Source organism: Tenacibaculum amylolyticum (genome assembly GCF_964511145.1).
Taxonomy (GTDB): Bacteria; Bacteroidota; Bacteroidia; order Flavobacteriales; family Flavobacteriaceae; genus Polaribacter; species Polaribacter amylolyticum.
Genome location: NZ_CAZEFZ010000038.1, coordinates 34997 through 51490, shown reverse-complemented (window position 1 = coordinate 51490; position 16494 = coordinate 34997). Strand labels below are relative to the sequence as shown.

Genomic DNA, 16494 nt, shown 5'->3' with positions numbered 1-16494 from the left:
ACAAAAACACACCTCAAATAAAAAATAACACAATAAAAAACTATTCACACCACTAAAACCCCTCTTCAAAATCAATCCAATTAAGTTAAAGTTATGTTAATTTAAGTTAATTAATGTTAAGATAAATAGCTTCGTTTTAGACTGCAAAACACTCAATTTTTCAATTTACAAAAATGCTTCTTTTCCTTTATTTTACTATTGCTACATAGTTGCTTTACAATAAATAACTGGTCTAAAAAGAGCCTTATATTTACCTGTTTTACAAACAATTAATCAAAGTTCGCCAAGTTTTTTTTCATTTCTAAATTTCTAAATTTGAGCAAATTAAAATTAATCAACCATGAAAAATTTAATCAAATTAACTTTGAGTGCCTTAACTGTGGCACTGTTCATTACCTCTTGTCAAAATGAGAGTAATGATGGGAACAATGTTCAACCTAACATTGAAGCAACAGCCAATGATGGTAATATTATACCAGGGCAATATATTGTTGTTTTCAAAGAGAGTAAAGTTGCTCCAACCTCAATCACCTTATCTAAGACAGCATTTACTAGCAGAGATGCTAAAGCTAAATCTGTTAGAGATTTATCTCAGGTTTCTATTCAGAAAATGAATAGAGTGTTAAGTAATAATAATTTAGACCCAAATAATGTTTTAACTTATTACACTACAAAGATCTCAGGAATGGCAATTAAGTTAACTGATAGTCAATTCCAAGCATTAGCTAAAGATCCAAATGTTGCAATTATCGAGCATGATAGGATTATTGAGCTTCCAAAGTTTGACATTGAAGGAACTGTTAAGAGTAGCGAAGCACAAAGAATGGCACAACAAACACCTTGTGGTATTTCTAGAGCTGGTGGTGCTACTAACGGAGCTGGTAAAAATCAATGGATTTGGGTTATTGACAGTGGAATTGATTTAGATCACCCAGACCTTAATGTAGTTACTAACTCTACTTATGCTAGATCTTTTGTAGGTGGAAGTGCAAACGATTGTAACGGACACGGAACTCACGTTGCTGGTACTGCTGCTGCAATTGACAATGGTATTGGTGTAGTTGGTGTATCTGCTGGTGCTAGTGTAGTTCCTGTAAGAGTATTTGGTTGTAGTGGAGGATCTGCAACTTCAACAATACTTGCAGGTATTAACCATGTAGGAACATATGATATTCCTGGTGATGTGGCTAACTTAAGTTTAGGTGGTTACTTTGGTTCTGGTTGTTCTAACAGTTCATCTTATCGTAGTGCTTTAACATCTTTAGGTAACTCTGGAACTTTAGTAGCAATTGCTGCTGGTAACAGTAGTGCTAATGCTGCATTTTATGACCCAGCATGTATTAACGGAACTAACATTTACACTGTTGCTTCTATGACTTGTAATCGTTCATTCTCTTCATTCTCTAACTACAACATGAATCCAATTGATGTAATTGCAACTGGAAGCAGTGTTTATAGTACATACTTAAATGGTGGATATGCTACATTAAGTGGTACTTCTATGGCTTCTCCTCACGTTGCTGGAATTATGCATGCGAGAGGAAGTGGACCAAGAACTTCTGGTTCTGTATCTAATAGAGGAGAATCTTATCCTATTGCTGTAAGATAGAAAGTAAAAGTTATTTTGAATTCTACTTAGAGATTATACCACTTGTTGCATGCAGCAAGTGGTTTTATATTATCTCATAACATACAAGTCGCCTTTCCAAATAGTGTTACTATTATAAAATGAGTTCGTATTTCGTTTCTGGTAAACCAATATCTTCACTTACAAATTCTTTCACTTTTTGAAAATTAAATCTTATAAGAATTTTTGCTGAGGCTACATTTTCATTTACTACATAGCCTATTATTTTTTTCATTCCAATAGATTTACAATATGCAATTAGTCCTTCACATGTTTCTGTAGCATAACCATTTCCCCAAAAACGCTGAATAAAACGATAACCAATTTCATCATTCTTATCTTCATCTTTTATTAAAGCTACTGTTCCAACAAACTCTTTATCGGATTTTCGTTCTATAGCGTAAATCCAAAAATCATTTCCTGGGTCTGTATATTTATCTATTAATTCTTTAAGTTCTGTATTACATTCTATTAATGTTTTCACTTCACCTGTAGCATATTGCAATACTAACGGGTTGCTTTCTAACTCAAAAAACGGTTCTAAGTCTTTTAGTTGTAGCTCTCTAATTGTTAATCTTTCTGTTTCAAAAATCATTTACAATATTGTACTTTTGCAGTTGGTTAAATGTACAAGAATGAATGCGGAAAAAAAAGTAGCTTTTTATACACTAGGATGTAAATTAAATTTTTCAGAAACTTCTACCATTGCTCGTAACTTTGTTAACGAAGGTTTTAATAGAGTTGAGTTCGAAGAAAAGGCAGATATCTACGTAATTAATACCTGTTCTGTTACAGATAATGCTGATAAACGTTTTAAAACAATTGTAAAATCGGCATTAAAGAAAAATTCAGAAGCATTTTTAATTGCTGTAGGGTGTTATGCGCAATTAAAACCAGAAGAATTAGCAGCTGTAGATGGTGTAGATTTAGTTTTAGGAGCTACCGAAAAATTTAATGTTACAAGTTATATTAATGACTTGACAAAAAATAATATTGGCGAGGTGCATTCTTGCGAAATAGAAGATGCTGACTTTTATGTGGGCTCTTATTCTATTGGAGATAGAACTCGTGCTTTCTTAAAAGTTCAAGATGGCTGCGATTATAAATGTACCTATTGTACTATTCCTTTAGCTAGAGGAATTTCTAGAAGTGATACTTTAGAGAATGTATTAAAAAATGCAAAAGAGATATCTGAAAAAGGTATTAAAGAAATTGTACTTACTGGAGTTAATATTGGTGATTATGGTAAAGGTGAATTTGGTAATAAAAAGCATGAGCATACTTTTTTAGAATTAGTTCAAGCTTTAGATAAAGTACATGGTATTCACAGATTACGAATTTCATCTATTGAGCCTAATTTACTTAAAGATGAAACTATTGATTTTGTAGCAAATTCAGATACTTTTGTTCCTCATTTTCATATTCCTTTACAATCTGGTAGCGATACTTTATTGAAAAAAATGAAACGCCGTTACTTACGTAAAGTATATACTAATAGAGTTGCTAAAATTAGAGAAGTAATGCCACACGCTTGTATTGGCGTAGATGTAATTGTTGGATTCCCAGGAGAAACAGATGAGTTGTTCTTAGAAACATACAATTATCTTTCAGAGCTTGATATTTCATACTTGCATGTTTTCACTTATTCTGAAAGAGCTAATACAGAAGCTGCAGAAATGGATGATGTTGTACCTAAAAATGTAAGAGCGAAACGAAGTAAAATGTTAAGAGGACTTTCTGTAAAGAAAAGAAGAGCCTTTTATGAAAGTCAACTAGGTAATACATTAACTGTTTTATTCGAAAGTGAAAATAAAGAAGGATATATTCATGGTTTTACAGAAAACTACGTAAAAGTAAAAACACCTTGGAATCCTGAATTAGTGAATACTCTACATGAAGTTACACTTACCAAAATAGATGAAGATGGTTTGGTGCGTTTCAACTTTGTTGATAACAAAGTAATTGTTTAAATTGACACAAATAATTAATAATTCACTCCCATTAAAAAACACGTATGAAATTTCTTTATTTATCTATTTTTCTATTAGCTATGAGCTGTGGAGCTCCTAAAAGTAATACTTCTAAAAGTGAAGCTGGTTCCTCTCAAAACTCAGAAACTAAAATTGAAAACCAACTTATTGTTGTTCTAAATAATCCTAATAGCATACAAAATGTAAAATCACTGGTAAAAAATAGTGGATTAACATGGAAAGATATGATATTAGACAGTCCTACTTCAAAAATTGGTGTTATTGAGATTCCAGATGGTAAATATGATTTTTGGATTGATCGTTTACAGAATACAGATGAGTTTAGAACAGTAGGCGTTAATAGCAAAGAATTAGCTGATGAGCTCGTAAATAGAGAGAAAAACACCTTAATTTCAATTCGTAAAACACAATGTTTAGGAGACTGTCCAGCTTATGAAGTTTATATTGACAACCTAGGAAATCTTACGTATACAGGCAATGCATATGTTATTGAAAAAGGTATTAAAAAATTTAAATTATCTGATAAAGAATTCGCTATTCTTAAAGAAAAATTAGGTAAAAAAAGTTTTACGTCATTTAAAGAAGTATATGATAATCCTAGAATTATGGATTTACCAAGTACTTATATTACTCATGATGGTAAACAAATAAAAATTAGGTTATGGAGTGATGATGTACCTGAGGAGTTAATGGATATTAACGAATATATAGAAGGTATATTATTAGAAAAAAAATTCTTTGAATAAATTAGTTATGAATAAAAAAACTCATGTATACTTTGTACCTGGTTTAGCTGCCAACACTAAGATATTTGAGCACATTAAATTAAACGAAGCGCTTTTTGAAACACACTTATTAGATTGGAATATTCCAACTGCTACTTCAGAGTCTATAGAAAATTATGCTGCTAGAATGTGTGAAAAAATCACTGATGAAAATGTTATTTTAGTTGGAGTTTCTTTTGGAGGGATTATGGTTCAAGAAATGAGCAAGCATATTAATTCCAAAAAAACAATCATTATATCTAGTATTAAAAGTAATAAAGAACTTCCAAACCGTTTAAAACTTGCTCAAAAAACGAAAGCTTATAAATTATTTCCGACGAAAGTAGTTGAAAATATTGAAGATTATGAGTATCTTTTCTTGGGAGATTTCTTGAAAAGACGTGCAGAATTGTACAAAACGTACTTATCTATCAGAAATTCAACATATTTGGAATGGGCACTTCATAATGTTTTAAATTGGAAACAAGATGTTGAACTAAATGATGTTATACATATTCATGGCACAAAAGATGAAGTGTTTCCTATAAAAAATATCAAAAACGCTATTGAAATTGAAAATGGGACACATATTATGATTCTAAATAAAGCAAAAACTATTTCTAGAATTATAGAGGAACAATGTTAGTACTCATTTCGATTTCAATACTAAAACAATACTAATGAAGGGTTATTTTTTACGCATATTTTATTTTCTTGGATTTTTTGCAATTGGATTTTTACTATTAAATCTTACTCAAGCCAAACCAGCTAAAGCTGTTACTAATGATTATTCTATTAAAAAAGACACAAGCATTACCGATAAAAATGTAAGTAATTTTTACGAAGTAAAAGCTGTTAAACTACCAAATAATATTGAATTCGCTGGAGAAAGAGTTCCTTTAGAAAAAGCAGATATTAGAGAGCGTTTAGATAGAGAGTTATTAGTCAATACCTATTGGCAATCTAATGGTTTGTTATTAATTAAAAGAGCCAACAAGTTTTTCCCTTTAATAGAACCTCTTTTAAAAAAATATAATCTTCCTGATGATTTCAAATATTTATGCGTTGCTGAAAGTGCTTTAATACAAATGCCCTCACATAAAGGAGCTGCTGGTTATTGGCATTTTTTACCTGCAACTGGTAGAGAATATGGTTTAGAGGTAAATAAGAATGTTGATGAACGCTATAATTTAGAGTTATCTACTCGCGTTGCTGCTGAATATTTAAAAAGATCTAAGAAAAAGTTCGGAAGCTGGACACTAGCTGCTGCTGCTTATAATGGTGGAAACGGAAGAATTTCTAAACGTTTAAAAGAACAAAAAGCTTCTAACTATTATGATTTGTTATTAAACCCAGAAACTGGGCGTTATGTTTTCAGAATTTTAGCTTTAAAAGAAATTATGTCTAACCCAAAGAAATACGGATTCATTTACGATAAAGAAGATCTATACACTTTTCCTGAAGTAAAAGAGATTGTTGTTGATACTGCTATTACAGATTTAGCAGATTTTGCAAAACAATACAATGTTACTTATAAAGAATTGAAATTAGTAAACCCTTGGTTGCGCGAAACGAAATTGAACAATAAAAGCGGTAAGGAGTACACTATTAAGATTCCTATGACGAATTAAAAGCATGATAAAAACTATAATGCTTATAATATTAAATCACCTTTTTTAGAGGTGATTTTTTATTTAGTATAGTTCATAAAAAAGGCTGTCTAAAATTAAATTTTAAACAACCTTTATAAGTGTGTAAATGATTGAATTATTTTATTTTAATAGTCTAGCTTCTTTAAATAATCTAATTTTAGTTGCCAGATATCTAATTCAGTTTTAAACTCATCAATACCTCTTCTTACGTTTTGTACTAAAGGATTATCTTCTGTAGCATTAGAAATGAAGCTTAGATTATTTTCTAATTGTTGCATTTCTCTTACCGTTTCACTAATCTTTTTACGGATAAAGAACATCTCATTATCTAAACGTTTATAGTCTTCTTGCGCTAGATAGTTATCTACTACATTCCTAAACTTCATCATTTCAATCTCTTCTCTTCCTAAGTTTAAGCTTGCTAATTGCGCATCTACCTCTTTATTAAATTTACCATCTAAATGACGTGCATTTCTTGGTAAACTTCCTAAAGCTCTCCATTTCTGTATCGCTTCTTTAATATTTTCTATAGTTGGAGCTTCATTATTTTTAAACTCTTCTATAAATGCTTTTTTAGTCACAACAACTGCTTCTTGTTCTTGTGATACTCCATCTCTATGGGCATTTAATCGATCGAAATAATGATTACAAGCTGTTTTAAAGCGATTCCAAATTTCATCAGAAAACTTACGTGGTACATGTCCTATTCTTTTCCAATCAGACTGAATTCTCTTCATCGTATTTGTTGTAGCATCCCAATCTGTGCTCTCTTTCAAACTTTCTGCCAATTCTACCAACTCCATCTTCTTCTTTAAGTTATCTGTTTGAGCAGATTTCTCGTGTTTGTAGAATGCATTTTTAGCTGTATTGAACTTTTTTGTAGCTTCTTTTAACTTTTGCCAAACAGCTTCACTTTTGTTATAAGGTAATTTACCAACATCAAAATATTTCTGACGTAATGCTTCTACATCTTTAATACTTCTTTGCCAGTCTTTATGTGTTTTATTATTTGTAAAATCGTAAGCATTGATTTCTTCAACTACCGCTAATTTAGCCGTAATAATTTCTTGGTGCTTCGATTTTAAATCTCTGTAATAATCATGACGTTTATCATGTAGTTTCTTAGTAGCCTCGCTAAAACGGTTCCAAACATCTTCTCTATGTTCTCTACCTACTGGACCAATTTCTTCTTTCCATAAACGATGTAATTCTTGTAACTCTTTAAAAGCCCCATTTACATCTTCTAATTCATATAAAGCTTCTGCTCTTACAATTAATTTTTGTTTTTCTTCTAAGTTATGTTTGAAATCTAACTCTCTGAAATCTTGATTCAAATGTAATAAGTCGTAGAAACGCTCTACATGATGATGATAAGTTTTCCAAGTATCGTTATAACGTGTTCTAGGTACAGGACCAATCATTTTCCAACGCTCCTGAATTTTTTGAAATTCATTATACATTGTTTTTGGATCTGCATTTGCAATTAAATTCTTAAGCTCTTCAATAATATTAGTACGTTTGTCTAAATTATCTTTTAACTGATCATCTAATTGTTTGTAATAAGCATCTCGCTTTACTTTGTATTCCTTTAATAACTTATTGTATTCTATTTTTAAAGGACTAGAAAACTGAAAGTCAATAGAGTTCCCTCCTTCTGCTAAAAACTCTTCTTTCTTCTGAGATAATAACTTACCAAATTTTAAATTAAATGCGTTTTTAATAGCATCTGCATTCTTTTTGATAAGTTGTACAGGGTTATTTTTTATTAGATTTTTTAACTCTGAAACTAATTGTTCTAGTTCCATTGTACTATAATCGAGCATTGGTATTTCTTGCTCTTCTTTAACTTTTTCCGAGTTCTCTGAGTTCTCTGCAATTACATTCTCTACTTCATTTACTGCTGAGTTTGTTTCTTCTGAAGTTTGTTCTTGTAATGTTTTTTCTGAGTTCTCCTCTGTACTCATATCTTTGTTTTCTAACATATTAATAATGTTTAAAGTTCCTTTATTATTCCCAGATAAAGATAATGAATATTGTATTATCTCGGAATTTAATTTAATTCTGATTTAAAATGCTGTGTATATTGTATTTCCATCAGTTAAAAGGCATGCTATTTTTGCCAAATTTCCCAAGCTTTTTCTGCTTGAAATTCTAGCATTTCTAAACCGTTTTTAATAACCGCTCCTTTCGTTTCTCCTTTTTCTAAAAATAAGGTTTTTGAAGGATTATATATTAAATCATACAATATGTGCTTTTTTCCAATAAATTCATAAGGGATTTGGGGGCAAACATTTACGTTAGGGTGAGTACCTAAAGGGGTACTATTAATAATTAGTAAATTATCTTCTATAATTTCTTTTGTTATTTCTTCATAAGAAATGGTGTGTATTCCTTTTCCTTTTCTTGAAACATAAGTAACTTCAATATCTAGTTTTTTAAGAGCAAATGCAACTGCTTTTGAAGCACCTCCTGTTCCTAATATTAAAGCTTTTTTATGGTATTTTTTCAGTAGTGGTTCTATAGATTTTTTAAATCCATAATAATCTGTATTGTATCCTTTTAATTTTCCTTTTTTAGTAATTTTTATAGTATTAACAGCTCCAATTTCTGCTGCTTTTTTATCTACTTTATCCAAAAATTGTAGCACTTCTTCCTTGTAAGGAATTGTTACGTTTAATCCTTTTAATACAGATGCGTTTTCTATTATAACATTTTCAAAATTATTGATATTCTCGATGTCGAAGTTTACATATTTATAACCTTCTAAGTTCAACAAATTGAATTTATCAGAGAAATAACTTCTCGAAAAAGAATAGGATATATTTTTCCCTACCAAGCCGAATAATTGCTTATTTTCTTTTACGTCCATAATAATCAATAACTAAAATTAATACAATACCTATAGCTATAAATCCAATAGAGATCCAAGTATTTGAATCTGTTATGTCTGGAATATATCTTTCGTAGTTTTCTATAATTCTATTTCCTTTGCTATCTAGTAAGAAAACACCTTCTCCATCTACTTTATGTATTGTCTTTTTCCAAGGCCAAACAATTCCTAAAGAGCCTGTAATAAACCCAATAATAATTGCTGTTACTTGTTGCTTCCATCTTTTAAACACATAGCCTAATACATGAGAGATAGAAACCAAACCGAAAGCAGAACCTGCTGTAAATACAGCTATTATTTTGAGATATCTCATTTTTACAGCATCTTTCAATACTGAAAAATCTCCTGATAACATAGAGGTAATAACACCTCCTAAAACATTTACACTATCTACTAATAATAGCACATAGTTTCCTAATAGAATAAGAATAAAAGAACCTGAAAGTCCAGGTAAAGTCATTCCTGAAACACCAATAATTCCACACACAAAGACAAACCAAAGATTATCGTTTTCTTTAGCTGGTGTCATAAAACTAATAGCTAATCCTATAGATGCTCCAATTAATAATGAGACTATATTTTTTAAACGCCAATCTCCAAAGTCTTTTGAGATATAATAAATTGACCCGATAATCATTCCGAAAAACCATGCCCAAACATGTAACTCGTAATTTTTCAGGAAAAAATCTAGCACTAACGAAATACTAAAATAGCTAAACATGCTTCCTAACATAACCCAAACTAAAAATTGAAAGTTTGTGTATTTAGCAAAACTTCTAAACCTTCCGTTGAATAGTAATTTAAAAGCTTTTAAATTAATTCTACGAAATGTAAAAATTAATTCTTCATAAAACCCCATTACAAAAGCTACCATTCCTCCAGAAACACCAGGTACTTTATTCGCACCTCCCATGGCAAGTCCTTTTAAAAACAGCACTAGTTTTTCACGGTATGTTCTTTCTTGATACATGAATTCGCTCTATACGGGTATTATTTTTTAACGGCTAACTTTTCTAACATTATAATTACACCAAATCCTAGTAAAGCCAATAGAATTGCATATAAAAGTTGAGGATCTCCATCGTACGCTGAAGGTAATATAGAAGCTTCGTTAAAAGGAACCTGTTCTCCATGAGAATTTGTTCTATATGTTAATACTTTTTTCCAAGGCCATATTTTATTTAACGATCCTATGATAAATCCTGTTAATCCTGCTAATGTATAAAACTTATAATGTGCAAATAACCATTTTAACACTCTAGAAAAAGATAATAATCCTGTTACTGCTCCTATCATAAATACTACTATTACAGGAATGTCTTTATTTGTTAATGCAGTTAATATAGGTTTGTACGCTCCTAGCAATACTAAAATAAAAGAACCAGAAATACCAGGTAAGATCATAGCACAAATAGCAATGGCTCCTGCCAATAAGATAAATGGTAACGATGAATCTTCTGAAACCAAAGGTGGTAAAGTAGTAATTGTATAAGCCAGTATAGTTGTAGCAATTAATAATAATATAGAAACTGCATTCCATTTTTCTATTTGTCTAGCTACATAAATAATACTAGCTAATACCAAACCAAAGAAAAATGACCATAATAAAATTGGGTGTTCATCTAATAGCCAAGAAATAATTTTGGCCAATGAAATAAAACTCACAAAAATCCCTATAAATAGTGATAGCAGGAAGTTACCATTCAATTGTTGCCACGATTCTTTTAATCCTTTATTTTTTAAAGTTTTAAAAAGATCTAGATTAATATTACTTATAGATTGTAGTAATTCTTCATAGATTCCCGAGATAAAAGCTATGGTTCCTCCGGAAACTCCAGGCACAACATCTGCTGCTCCCATCCCCATTCCTTTTAATGCTATAATGAGGTAGTCTTTAATTTTTCTGGCCATTCTTGATTTTAGTAGTATCTGGTTTAGTTTTAAAGTTGATTAACTTTCTTTTTTTTACAATAATACTATCTTTTTTCTCTACTTTCTTCTTTTTCTTTTTAAAACCTAGCTTTTCTCCTAATTCTGATAGTGTATTGAAATTAACCTGATACGACAATCCTAAACCTTGAGTATACCCTTCATTATCAATATCGAACTGTACATCATTGGGTTTATTAAAGAATGTTCCTCTTAATGTTCCTTCTTCATTTAATAATACCTCTACTTTTACTTCTCCTACAACATTAGTTTGCGTATTTGCACCTACTGGAACTCCTACTCTACCATTTACCAATACGCGATCTGATATTTGAGTGGAAACAGATACATCTACCTGATCGTCAATAGCGTTTTGAGATTGTTCTATGTTCGAGCGATCTCCTTGAACATATCCTAAATCAACCTGAAATTTTCCTCCTTCTTTATTAATTACACTTGATAGGATACCTGAAGCAACTTGAGCAGCTGTTCCTGTTAAACCTGCAGATGCACTACTTCCTATAGCTTCTTCATTATAAAAAGTTCCGAAAGCTAACAAAAATGTAAAATGTTGCATCTTGGTATTTACATCGTTTTCATTTAATTTGAACTCTAACTCAGACGCTACTGTAGAGTTCGCATTCGGAATTTTAATATCAAAATCTTGTTTTGAATCGAATAAACCTCCTGTTATTTTAGTATATAAGTCTATTGGTATTTTTCTTGAGGAATTAACATTATCTAATAATTGCGCTGGGTTTGCTTTGGTTTGATATATAGCAGTTAGATCCAACTGTGCTTTTAAAGGGTCTCCATTCCAAGAAATAGTTCCTCCTTTTTGTACTACAAAAGGTTTACTAATAATACCTCCATATTTAAAATTATAAACCCCATTATCAATGGTAATTCCACCATCCATTATAAACTTACCTCTGGTATCTATTTCTATATTTAAATTCCCTGTTCCACTTCCTTTTAAATCACTTCCAGAAACTTTATCTATAACTACTTGTGCTACTGCATCTTTAGTTACTTCTAAATTAAAGTTTAAGTTTAATCCTTTTACTTTTTCTATACTTAGTTTTTCTAAGTCTTCCTCTTTTTCTCCTGTTTTAAAACGGATTAACTTATAATTATTAACAGTAGTTACATCACTTAATGGAATTACAAATAATGTTCCTTTTTGAGTACTTCCATTTACATTAATACTTAGATTACTAGTTAAACCTCTTATTTGTGCATTTCCTTTGATCAATCCTTTTCCATAGTATGGTACTTCTTCTGCTTCTTTAGTATCTAACACCAATAAGTTATCAGTATTTATATCCAACTTCATGTACCATTTTTCAAAGTTTTGATGCGTTACACTTCCAGATAAATTACCTCTAGTATCGTATTTTGTGTCTTGCAACACGATGTTGTCTATTAAAAATGATTGATTTAGTAATTTAATTTTCGCTTCATCAATTAAATCAAAATCAATATTTAAATATGGGAATGTAACTCCGGCTTCTATTAACTGCAAATCTCCTTTAAAATCTGGGTTGATAGCTTTTCCTTTGGCAGTAAAATCTCCTGATAATCTTCCACGTAAATTATCAATAATTTCATCTCCAAAATCATTGAAACCATTTAATTCGTATTCTCTAAATTTTACATCTAAATCAACCTCTGCTTCCTCTTTAGAAAAATCTAATCCACCAACAATTTTAACGTTATCAAACTTATAGTCTCGTAAAGAAACATCTACATTATATTTATTGAACGAATTTTCTCCAGTAACTTTTACTTTCAATGTACCTTGTGAGAAATCATTTACAATAACATCGTTAACGGTTATATCTGCAATGGGCTCTATAAAATTTTCATCTTGCTTTAAAGAAACATTTCCATTAAGTAAACCTGTTAAAGAATAACTATCAGATTCTGGTAAAATACTTACTAATTGAACATCTGTGAACTTCGCTTTTACATCTTTTTGTATATCTCCTAATAAATCCCCTTGAAATTCTATCTTTTGTTCATTTGAAACCAATTCAAAAGGACTAATTTCAAAGTGCTTTTTAGTAAAATCATACGTTATTTTATTGTTTTTATCATTTTTTGGATTGATAATCCAATCAAAATTATTGTGATTGAATGTTGATTTCTGAAATCCTACAACTGATTCTTGGTTTGTGTCAATGGTATAAAAGAAATCTAAATTGAAGCTTTCAGAAAGTTTCTTTCCTCCTTTAAAAGTTGATTTAAAAAACAACGTATCATTTGTTGTTCTATTCAGCAGATTTAACTTTCCAATATCGTAATATTTCGTTTTTATGTTTTCTGCAGTTAAGTGTGTATTATAGAGTTTATTCTTATTATCGACTCGTAACACAATACCATCAATTAAATTCTCATAAACATTTAAACTAGGAGAACTAAACATTAGTCTTGCTGCATTCGTATTAGAATCTACTTTTCCTTTAATTTTAGTATTTTTTCCAATAGAAATATCTGGTAAAAAAACATCTATAATTTGATTGTAAATATCAAAATCGAAGCTTACAAATTGATTCGGACTTACTTCTAAAGGTTGGTAGTTAGCGTATACGCTTCCTAATGCATTCTGAAAAACAGGTAATAGTTCTTTGAAAATAAACTTCCCTTCTAATTTTCCTTTTACAATATCTCTAGAATTTACTTCTATTGTTTTAATACTATCTTTTATAGATGAATTTACCTGAAAGTCTTTAAAAGAAAATTTCTTCTTATCATTTTTATATTCTAGCTCTTTAAAAATCGCTTTTCCAACAATATTATCTAATGTATTTCCTACAATATCTAGTCTAATTTTCCCTTTTATTTCTGAAACACTATCGCGTTTAAATAAATTCGTTTTTTTAAGATCTAACTTATCTATATCTGCCGTAAAATCAAACTTATGAACTGCAGTAGAAAAGTCTGCTAAACCTTTAAACTCTAATTTAAAATTTTCGTCTGCAGATTGTAAATACCCATCGAATTTTTTATTTTGGAATTGCCCATTAACATTCACATCTTTATAAGTGTATTCCTTGTAGTCTAAACTTGAAATACTTCCAATAATAACCGAATTTATGTTATCTACGTTAAACCCTCTTCCCTGTATATCTGCTTTTAAAGACACCTTTCCTAGCTCTTCATCATCTGCTATTACTCCTAAGTCTAAATCGATAAACTCTATTTCACCTGTGTAAGTTGCATCATCAATCGTATCGACATTAGTTAACTGTAAATCAGACACTGTACTTCCAACACTTGAATCCAATGACAAAGTTGCATCCATTTGTTCTGGCGTAAGTCTTAAAATTCCAGATAATGAAAAGTTTCCTATCTTTTTAAAACTCGTAGGTAATGTTTTTCCTAATACATTTGGCAATAAACTTTTCAATTGATTATAGTTAGAAGAAACTCGTTGCATGTCTGCATCAAAAACAAACCCTCTTTCACTATTAAATACATTCACAAATCCCATATCTCCTCTAATAACTAATCCGTTTTTAGAGTACATATTCATGTTATTTGCACTAAAGTTATTTAATGTTCCTACAAAATCACCTGTAAAGAAAACCTGATCATTTCCTCTTAATTCTCCGTAAAACTTATGTACATCTTTTACAGATAATTTACTCTTTTTGAACTTTGCTTTTAATTTGACTTTATCTGTAAAGTTTACAAAATCCTTACGCTTGTAATTAAATTCTATGTCTCCTTTTAAATCGGTCCCATTATCAGTTAATATATTGGTATTATTAAATAACATTTGTTTTTTGCTATAAGCAAAATCTGTTGTTAAACTAGTTATGTAAACACCTCTATTATCTTTTAGATATAACCCTCGAATTTTTGAAGAAACATTAGGTCCAACTAGAGCAAAATCCTGCAGGTTTCCTCCTCCGTTATAAGCTGCATATTGTAGTGGTTCTTTTCTATCGTAATCTAATAGCTTAAAGGTTAGATTATCAATATAAATATTCTTTGTTTTTAGAATAAAAGGTGTACCACTTTTTTGAATGCTATCATTATCAAAACTTTCAATAAAAACAGAAAGATTATCATCTTTTTCACCTTTATATTTTTTCATATAAAAATGAACTCCTCTTAAAGTAGCATCGCCTAAGTCTACTTTATTATCTACAACTTTTTTAGCATTTTTAAGTGAGGTTCTTAAACTCTTTACAAAGATTAAAGTATCATTATGGTGATCTCGTATTTCTATTTCTTTTAACTCTACATTTCCCAGAAAAGAAAGATCTAATTTCTTTACTACTATATTCGTATTAAAATCTTCATTAATTCTTTTTGTGGCAATTTTTGCCAACTCACTCTGTACATAAGGAATAGATAGTACTAGGACTAAAAGTAGTATAAGAATCAATAAGACTCTTATAAATCGAAATAGTATTTTACCTGCTTTTTTAATGATTTTTATTAAAGTATTAGGTTATAAAAATCTACAAAAATTTTGCCTTACTGCAAAGAAACGTCAATTTTAACGAATATCTAACGTATTATAGATATTTTTGCCTTTCTAAAACATCAATTTCTTTGAAACAGAAAGACATATATATATTAGGTATAGAAAGTTCGTGCGACGATACTAGTGCTGCTATTATTCATAACGGAAAAGTTTTGAGTAATATTATTGCCAATCAAGAAGTACATGCCAAATATGGCGGTGTTGTTCCTGAACTTGCTTCTAGAGCACATCAACAAAACATTGTTCCTGTTGTTCAGCAGGCTATAGAACGTGCAGGAATTACTAAAGAACAATTAAGTGCCATTGCTTTTACTCGTGGACCTGGTTTAATGGGATCTTTATTAGTAGGTACTTCTTTTGCAAAGTCTTTAGCTGTAGGGTTAAATATTCCTTTGATAGATGTAAATCATATGCAAGCCCATATTTTGGCTCACTTTATTAAAGAAGAAAATGCTAAAATTCCTCCTTTTCCTTTTATTTGTTTAACCATTAGTGGAGGACATACTCAAATTGTGAAAATTGAAAATTATTTTGACATGGAAGTATTAGGAGAAACTATTGATGATGCTGTAGGTGAAGCTTTTGATAAGTCTGCAAAAATATTAGGTTTACCTTATCCTGGAGGACCTTTAATTGATAAATATGCACAGCAAGGAAATCCTAAAGCTTATCCTTTTACACAACCTAAAGTAGGTGATTTAGAATTTAGTTTTAGTGGATTAAAAACACAAATTTTATATTTCATTCAAAAGAATGTAAAAGAAAATCCGAATTTCATTACAGAAAACTTGAACGATATTTGTGCTTCTATTCAACATACAATTGTTGAAATTTTAGTAAAGAAGTTAAAAAACACAGTGAAACAAACCGGAATAAAACATATTGCTATTGCTGGAGGTGTTTCCGCTAATTCAGAAATTAGAAAACGTCTTATTACTGCAGAGAAACATTGGGGTTGGACTACTTATATTCCGAAGTTTGAATACACAACTGATAATGCTGCTATGATTGCTATTGCTGGTTATTTAAAATATTTAGACAACGATTATTCTGATATTTCGGTAGCTGCCAAAGCTCGTTTAAAAGTTACAGAATAAAAAAACGTCGTTGTATATTATTACAACGACGTTTTTTGTTTCT

The 16494-nt window shown here is 30.2% G+C and carries 12 protein-coding genes; 6 read left to right on the top strand and 6 right to left on the bottom strand.

All coding sequences use genetic code 11. The features are described 5' to 3' along the window. The first annotated feature begins 340 nt into the window (after nucleotides 1–340). On the top strand, nucleotides 341–1609 hold the full coding sequence (locus ACKTTC_RS12265; protein WP_408040127.1) for a S8 family serine peptidase: 1269 nt from the start codon (nucleotides 341–343) through the stop codon (nucleotides 1607–1609). Nucleotides 1610–1721: 112 nt separating this feature from the next. Here the strand turns inward: ACKTTC_RS12265 and ACKTTC_RS12260 are convergent, their stop codons facing one another. After that, entirely contained in the window at nucleotides 1722–2222 is a 501-nt protein-coding gene (locus ACKTTC_RS12260) for a GNAT family N-acetyltransferase (protein WP_408040126.1), read from the bottom strand. A gap of 40 nt (nucleotides 2223–2262) precedes the next feature. On the opposite strand from ACKTTC_RS12260, the gene mtaB reads away from it, so the two are divergent. From mtaB to ACKTTC_RS12240, 4 genes are read left to right on the top strand one after another with little or no spacing between them, the layout of a single operon-like run. Beyond that, entirely contained in the window at nucleotides 2263–3597 is a 1335-nt protein-coding gene (gene mtaB, locus ACKTTC_RS12255) for a tRNA (N(6)-L-threonylcarbamoyladenosine(37)-C(2))-methylthiotransferase MtaB (protein WP_408040125.1), read from the top strand. A gap of 44 nt (nucleotides 3598–3641) precedes the next feature. After that, nucleotides 3642–4364 carry a DUF6438 domain-containing protein gene (locus ACKTTC_RS12250; RefSeq protein WP_408040124.1) on the top strand — a complete coding sequence of 241 codons (723 nt, stop codon included), beginning with the start codon at nucleotides 3642–3644 and terminating at the stop codon, nucleotides 4362–4364. A gap of 7 nt (nucleotides 4365–4371) precedes the next feature. Continuing rightward, nucleotides 4372–5028, top strand: coding sequence for an alpha/beta hydrolase family protein (locus ACKTTC_RS12245; RefSeq protein WP_408040123.1), 657 nt, complete (start codon nucleotides 4372–4374; stop codon nucleotides 5026–5028). 34 nt (nucleotides 5029–5062) lie between these two features. Continuing rightward, nucleotides 5063–6013, top strand: coding sequence for a lytic transglycosylase domain-containing protein (locus ACKTTC_RS12240; RefSeq protein WP_408040122.1), 951 nt, complete (start codon nucleotides 5063–5065; stop codon nucleotides 6011–6013). Nucleotides 6014–6159: 146 nt separating this feature from the next. On the opposite strand, the gene ACKTTC_RS12235 is transcribed toward ACKTTC_RS12240, so the two are convergent. The 5 genes from ACKTTC_RS12235 to ACKTTC_RS12215 form a co-directional block, all read right to left on the bottom strand. Continuing rightward, entirely contained in the window at nucleotides 6160–8016 is a 1857-nt protein-coding gene (locus ACKTTC_RS12235; RefSeq protein WP_408040121.1) for a DUF349 domain-containing protein, read from the bottom strand. Nucleotides 8017–8144: 128 nt separating this feature from the next. After that, nucleotides 8145–8903, bottom strand: coding sequence for a shikimate dehydrogenase family protein (locus ACKTTC_RS12230; RefSeq protein ID WP_408040120.1), 759 nt, complete (start codon nucleotides 8901–8903; stop codon nucleotides 8145–8147). After that, nucleotides 8884–9894 carry a DUF368 domain-containing protein gene (locus ACKTTC_RS12225; protein WP_408040119.1) on the bottom strand — a complete coding sequence of 337 codons (1011 nt, stop codon included), beginning with the start codon at nucleotides 9892–9894 and terminating at the stop codon, nucleotides 8884–8886. Before ACKTTC_RS12225 ends, ACKTTC_RS12230 begins: the two co-directional genes overlap by 20 nt. Nucleotides 9895–9914: 20 nt before the next feature. Beyond that, nucleotides 9915–10835 carry a DUF368 domain-containing protein gene (locus ACKTTC_RS12220; protein WP_408040118.1) on the bottom strand — a complete coding sequence of 307 codons (921 nt, stop codon included), beginning with the start codon at nucleotides 10833–10835 and terminating at the stop codon, nucleotides 9915–9917. Beyond that, nucleotides 10819–15252, bottom strand: a complete 4434-nt coding sequence (locus tag ACKTTC_RS12215; RefSeq protein ID WP_408040117.1) for a translocation/assembly module TamB domain-containing protein — start codon at nucleotides 15250–15252, stop codon at nucleotides 10819–10821. The genes ACKTTC_RS12220 and ACKTTC_RS12215 overlap by 17 nt, the downstream gene beginning before the upstream one ends. A 170-nt stretch (nucleotides 15253–15422) precedes the next feature. Here ACKTTC_RS12215 and tsaD point away from each other — a divergent pair, with 170 nt between their 5' ends. Continuing rightward, nucleotides 15423–16451 carry a tRNA (adenosine(37)-N6)-threonylcarbamoyltransferase complex transferase subunit TsaD gene (tsaD, locus tag ACKTTC_RS12210; RefSeq protein ID WP_408040116.1) on the top strand — a complete coding sequence of 343 codons (1029 nt, stop codon included), beginning with the start codon at nucleotides 15423–15425 and terminating at the stop codon, nucleotides 16449–16451. Nucleotides 16452–16494: the final 43 nt, after the last annotated feature.

Excerpts from the sequence above, each read along its gene's own strand:
- ACKTTC_RS12250 (WP_408040124.1), top strand. The coding sequence starts at position 3,642 with ATGAAATTTCTTTATTTATCTATTTTTCTATTAGCTATGAGCTGTGGA.
- ACKTTC_RS12225 (WP_408040119.1), bottom strand. The coding sequence starts at position 9,894 with ATGTATCAAGAAAGAACATACCGTGAAAAACTAGTGCTGTTTTTAAAA.
- ACKTTC_RS12245 (WP_408040123.1), top strand. The coding sequence starts at position 4,372 with ATGAATAAAAAAACTCATGTATACTTTGTACCTGGTTTAGCTGCCAAC.
- ACKTTC_RS12235 (WP_408040121.1), bottom strand. The coding sequence starts at position 8,016 with ATGTTAGAAAACAAAGATATGAGTACAGAGGAGAACTCAGAAAAAACA.
- ACKTTC_RS12265 (WP_408040127.1), top strand. The coding sequence starts at position 341 with ATGAAAAATTTAATCAAATTAACTTTGAGTGCCTTAACTGTGGCACTG.
- ACKTTC_RS12240 (WP_408040122.1), top strand. The coding sequence starts at position 5,063 with ATGAAGGGTTATTTTTTACGCATATTTTATTTTCTTGGATTTTTTGCA.
- ACKTTC_RS12260 (WP_408040126.1), bottom strand. The coding sequence starts at position 2,222 with ATGATTTTTGAAACAGAAAGATTAACAATTAGAGAGCTACAACTAAAA.
- ACKTTC_RS12220 (WP_408040118.1), bottom strand. The coding sequence starts at position 10,835 with ATGGCCAGAAAAATTAAAGACTACCTCATTATAGCATTAAAAGGAATG.
- ACKTTC_RS12230 (WP_408040120.1), bottom strand. The coding sequence starts at position 8,903 with ATGGACGTAAAAGAAAATAAGCAATTATTCGGCTTGGTAGGGAAAAAT.
- mtaB (WP_408040125.1), top strand. The coding sequence starts at position 2,263 with ATGAATGCGGAAAAAAAAGTAGCTTTTTATACACTAGGATGTAAATTA.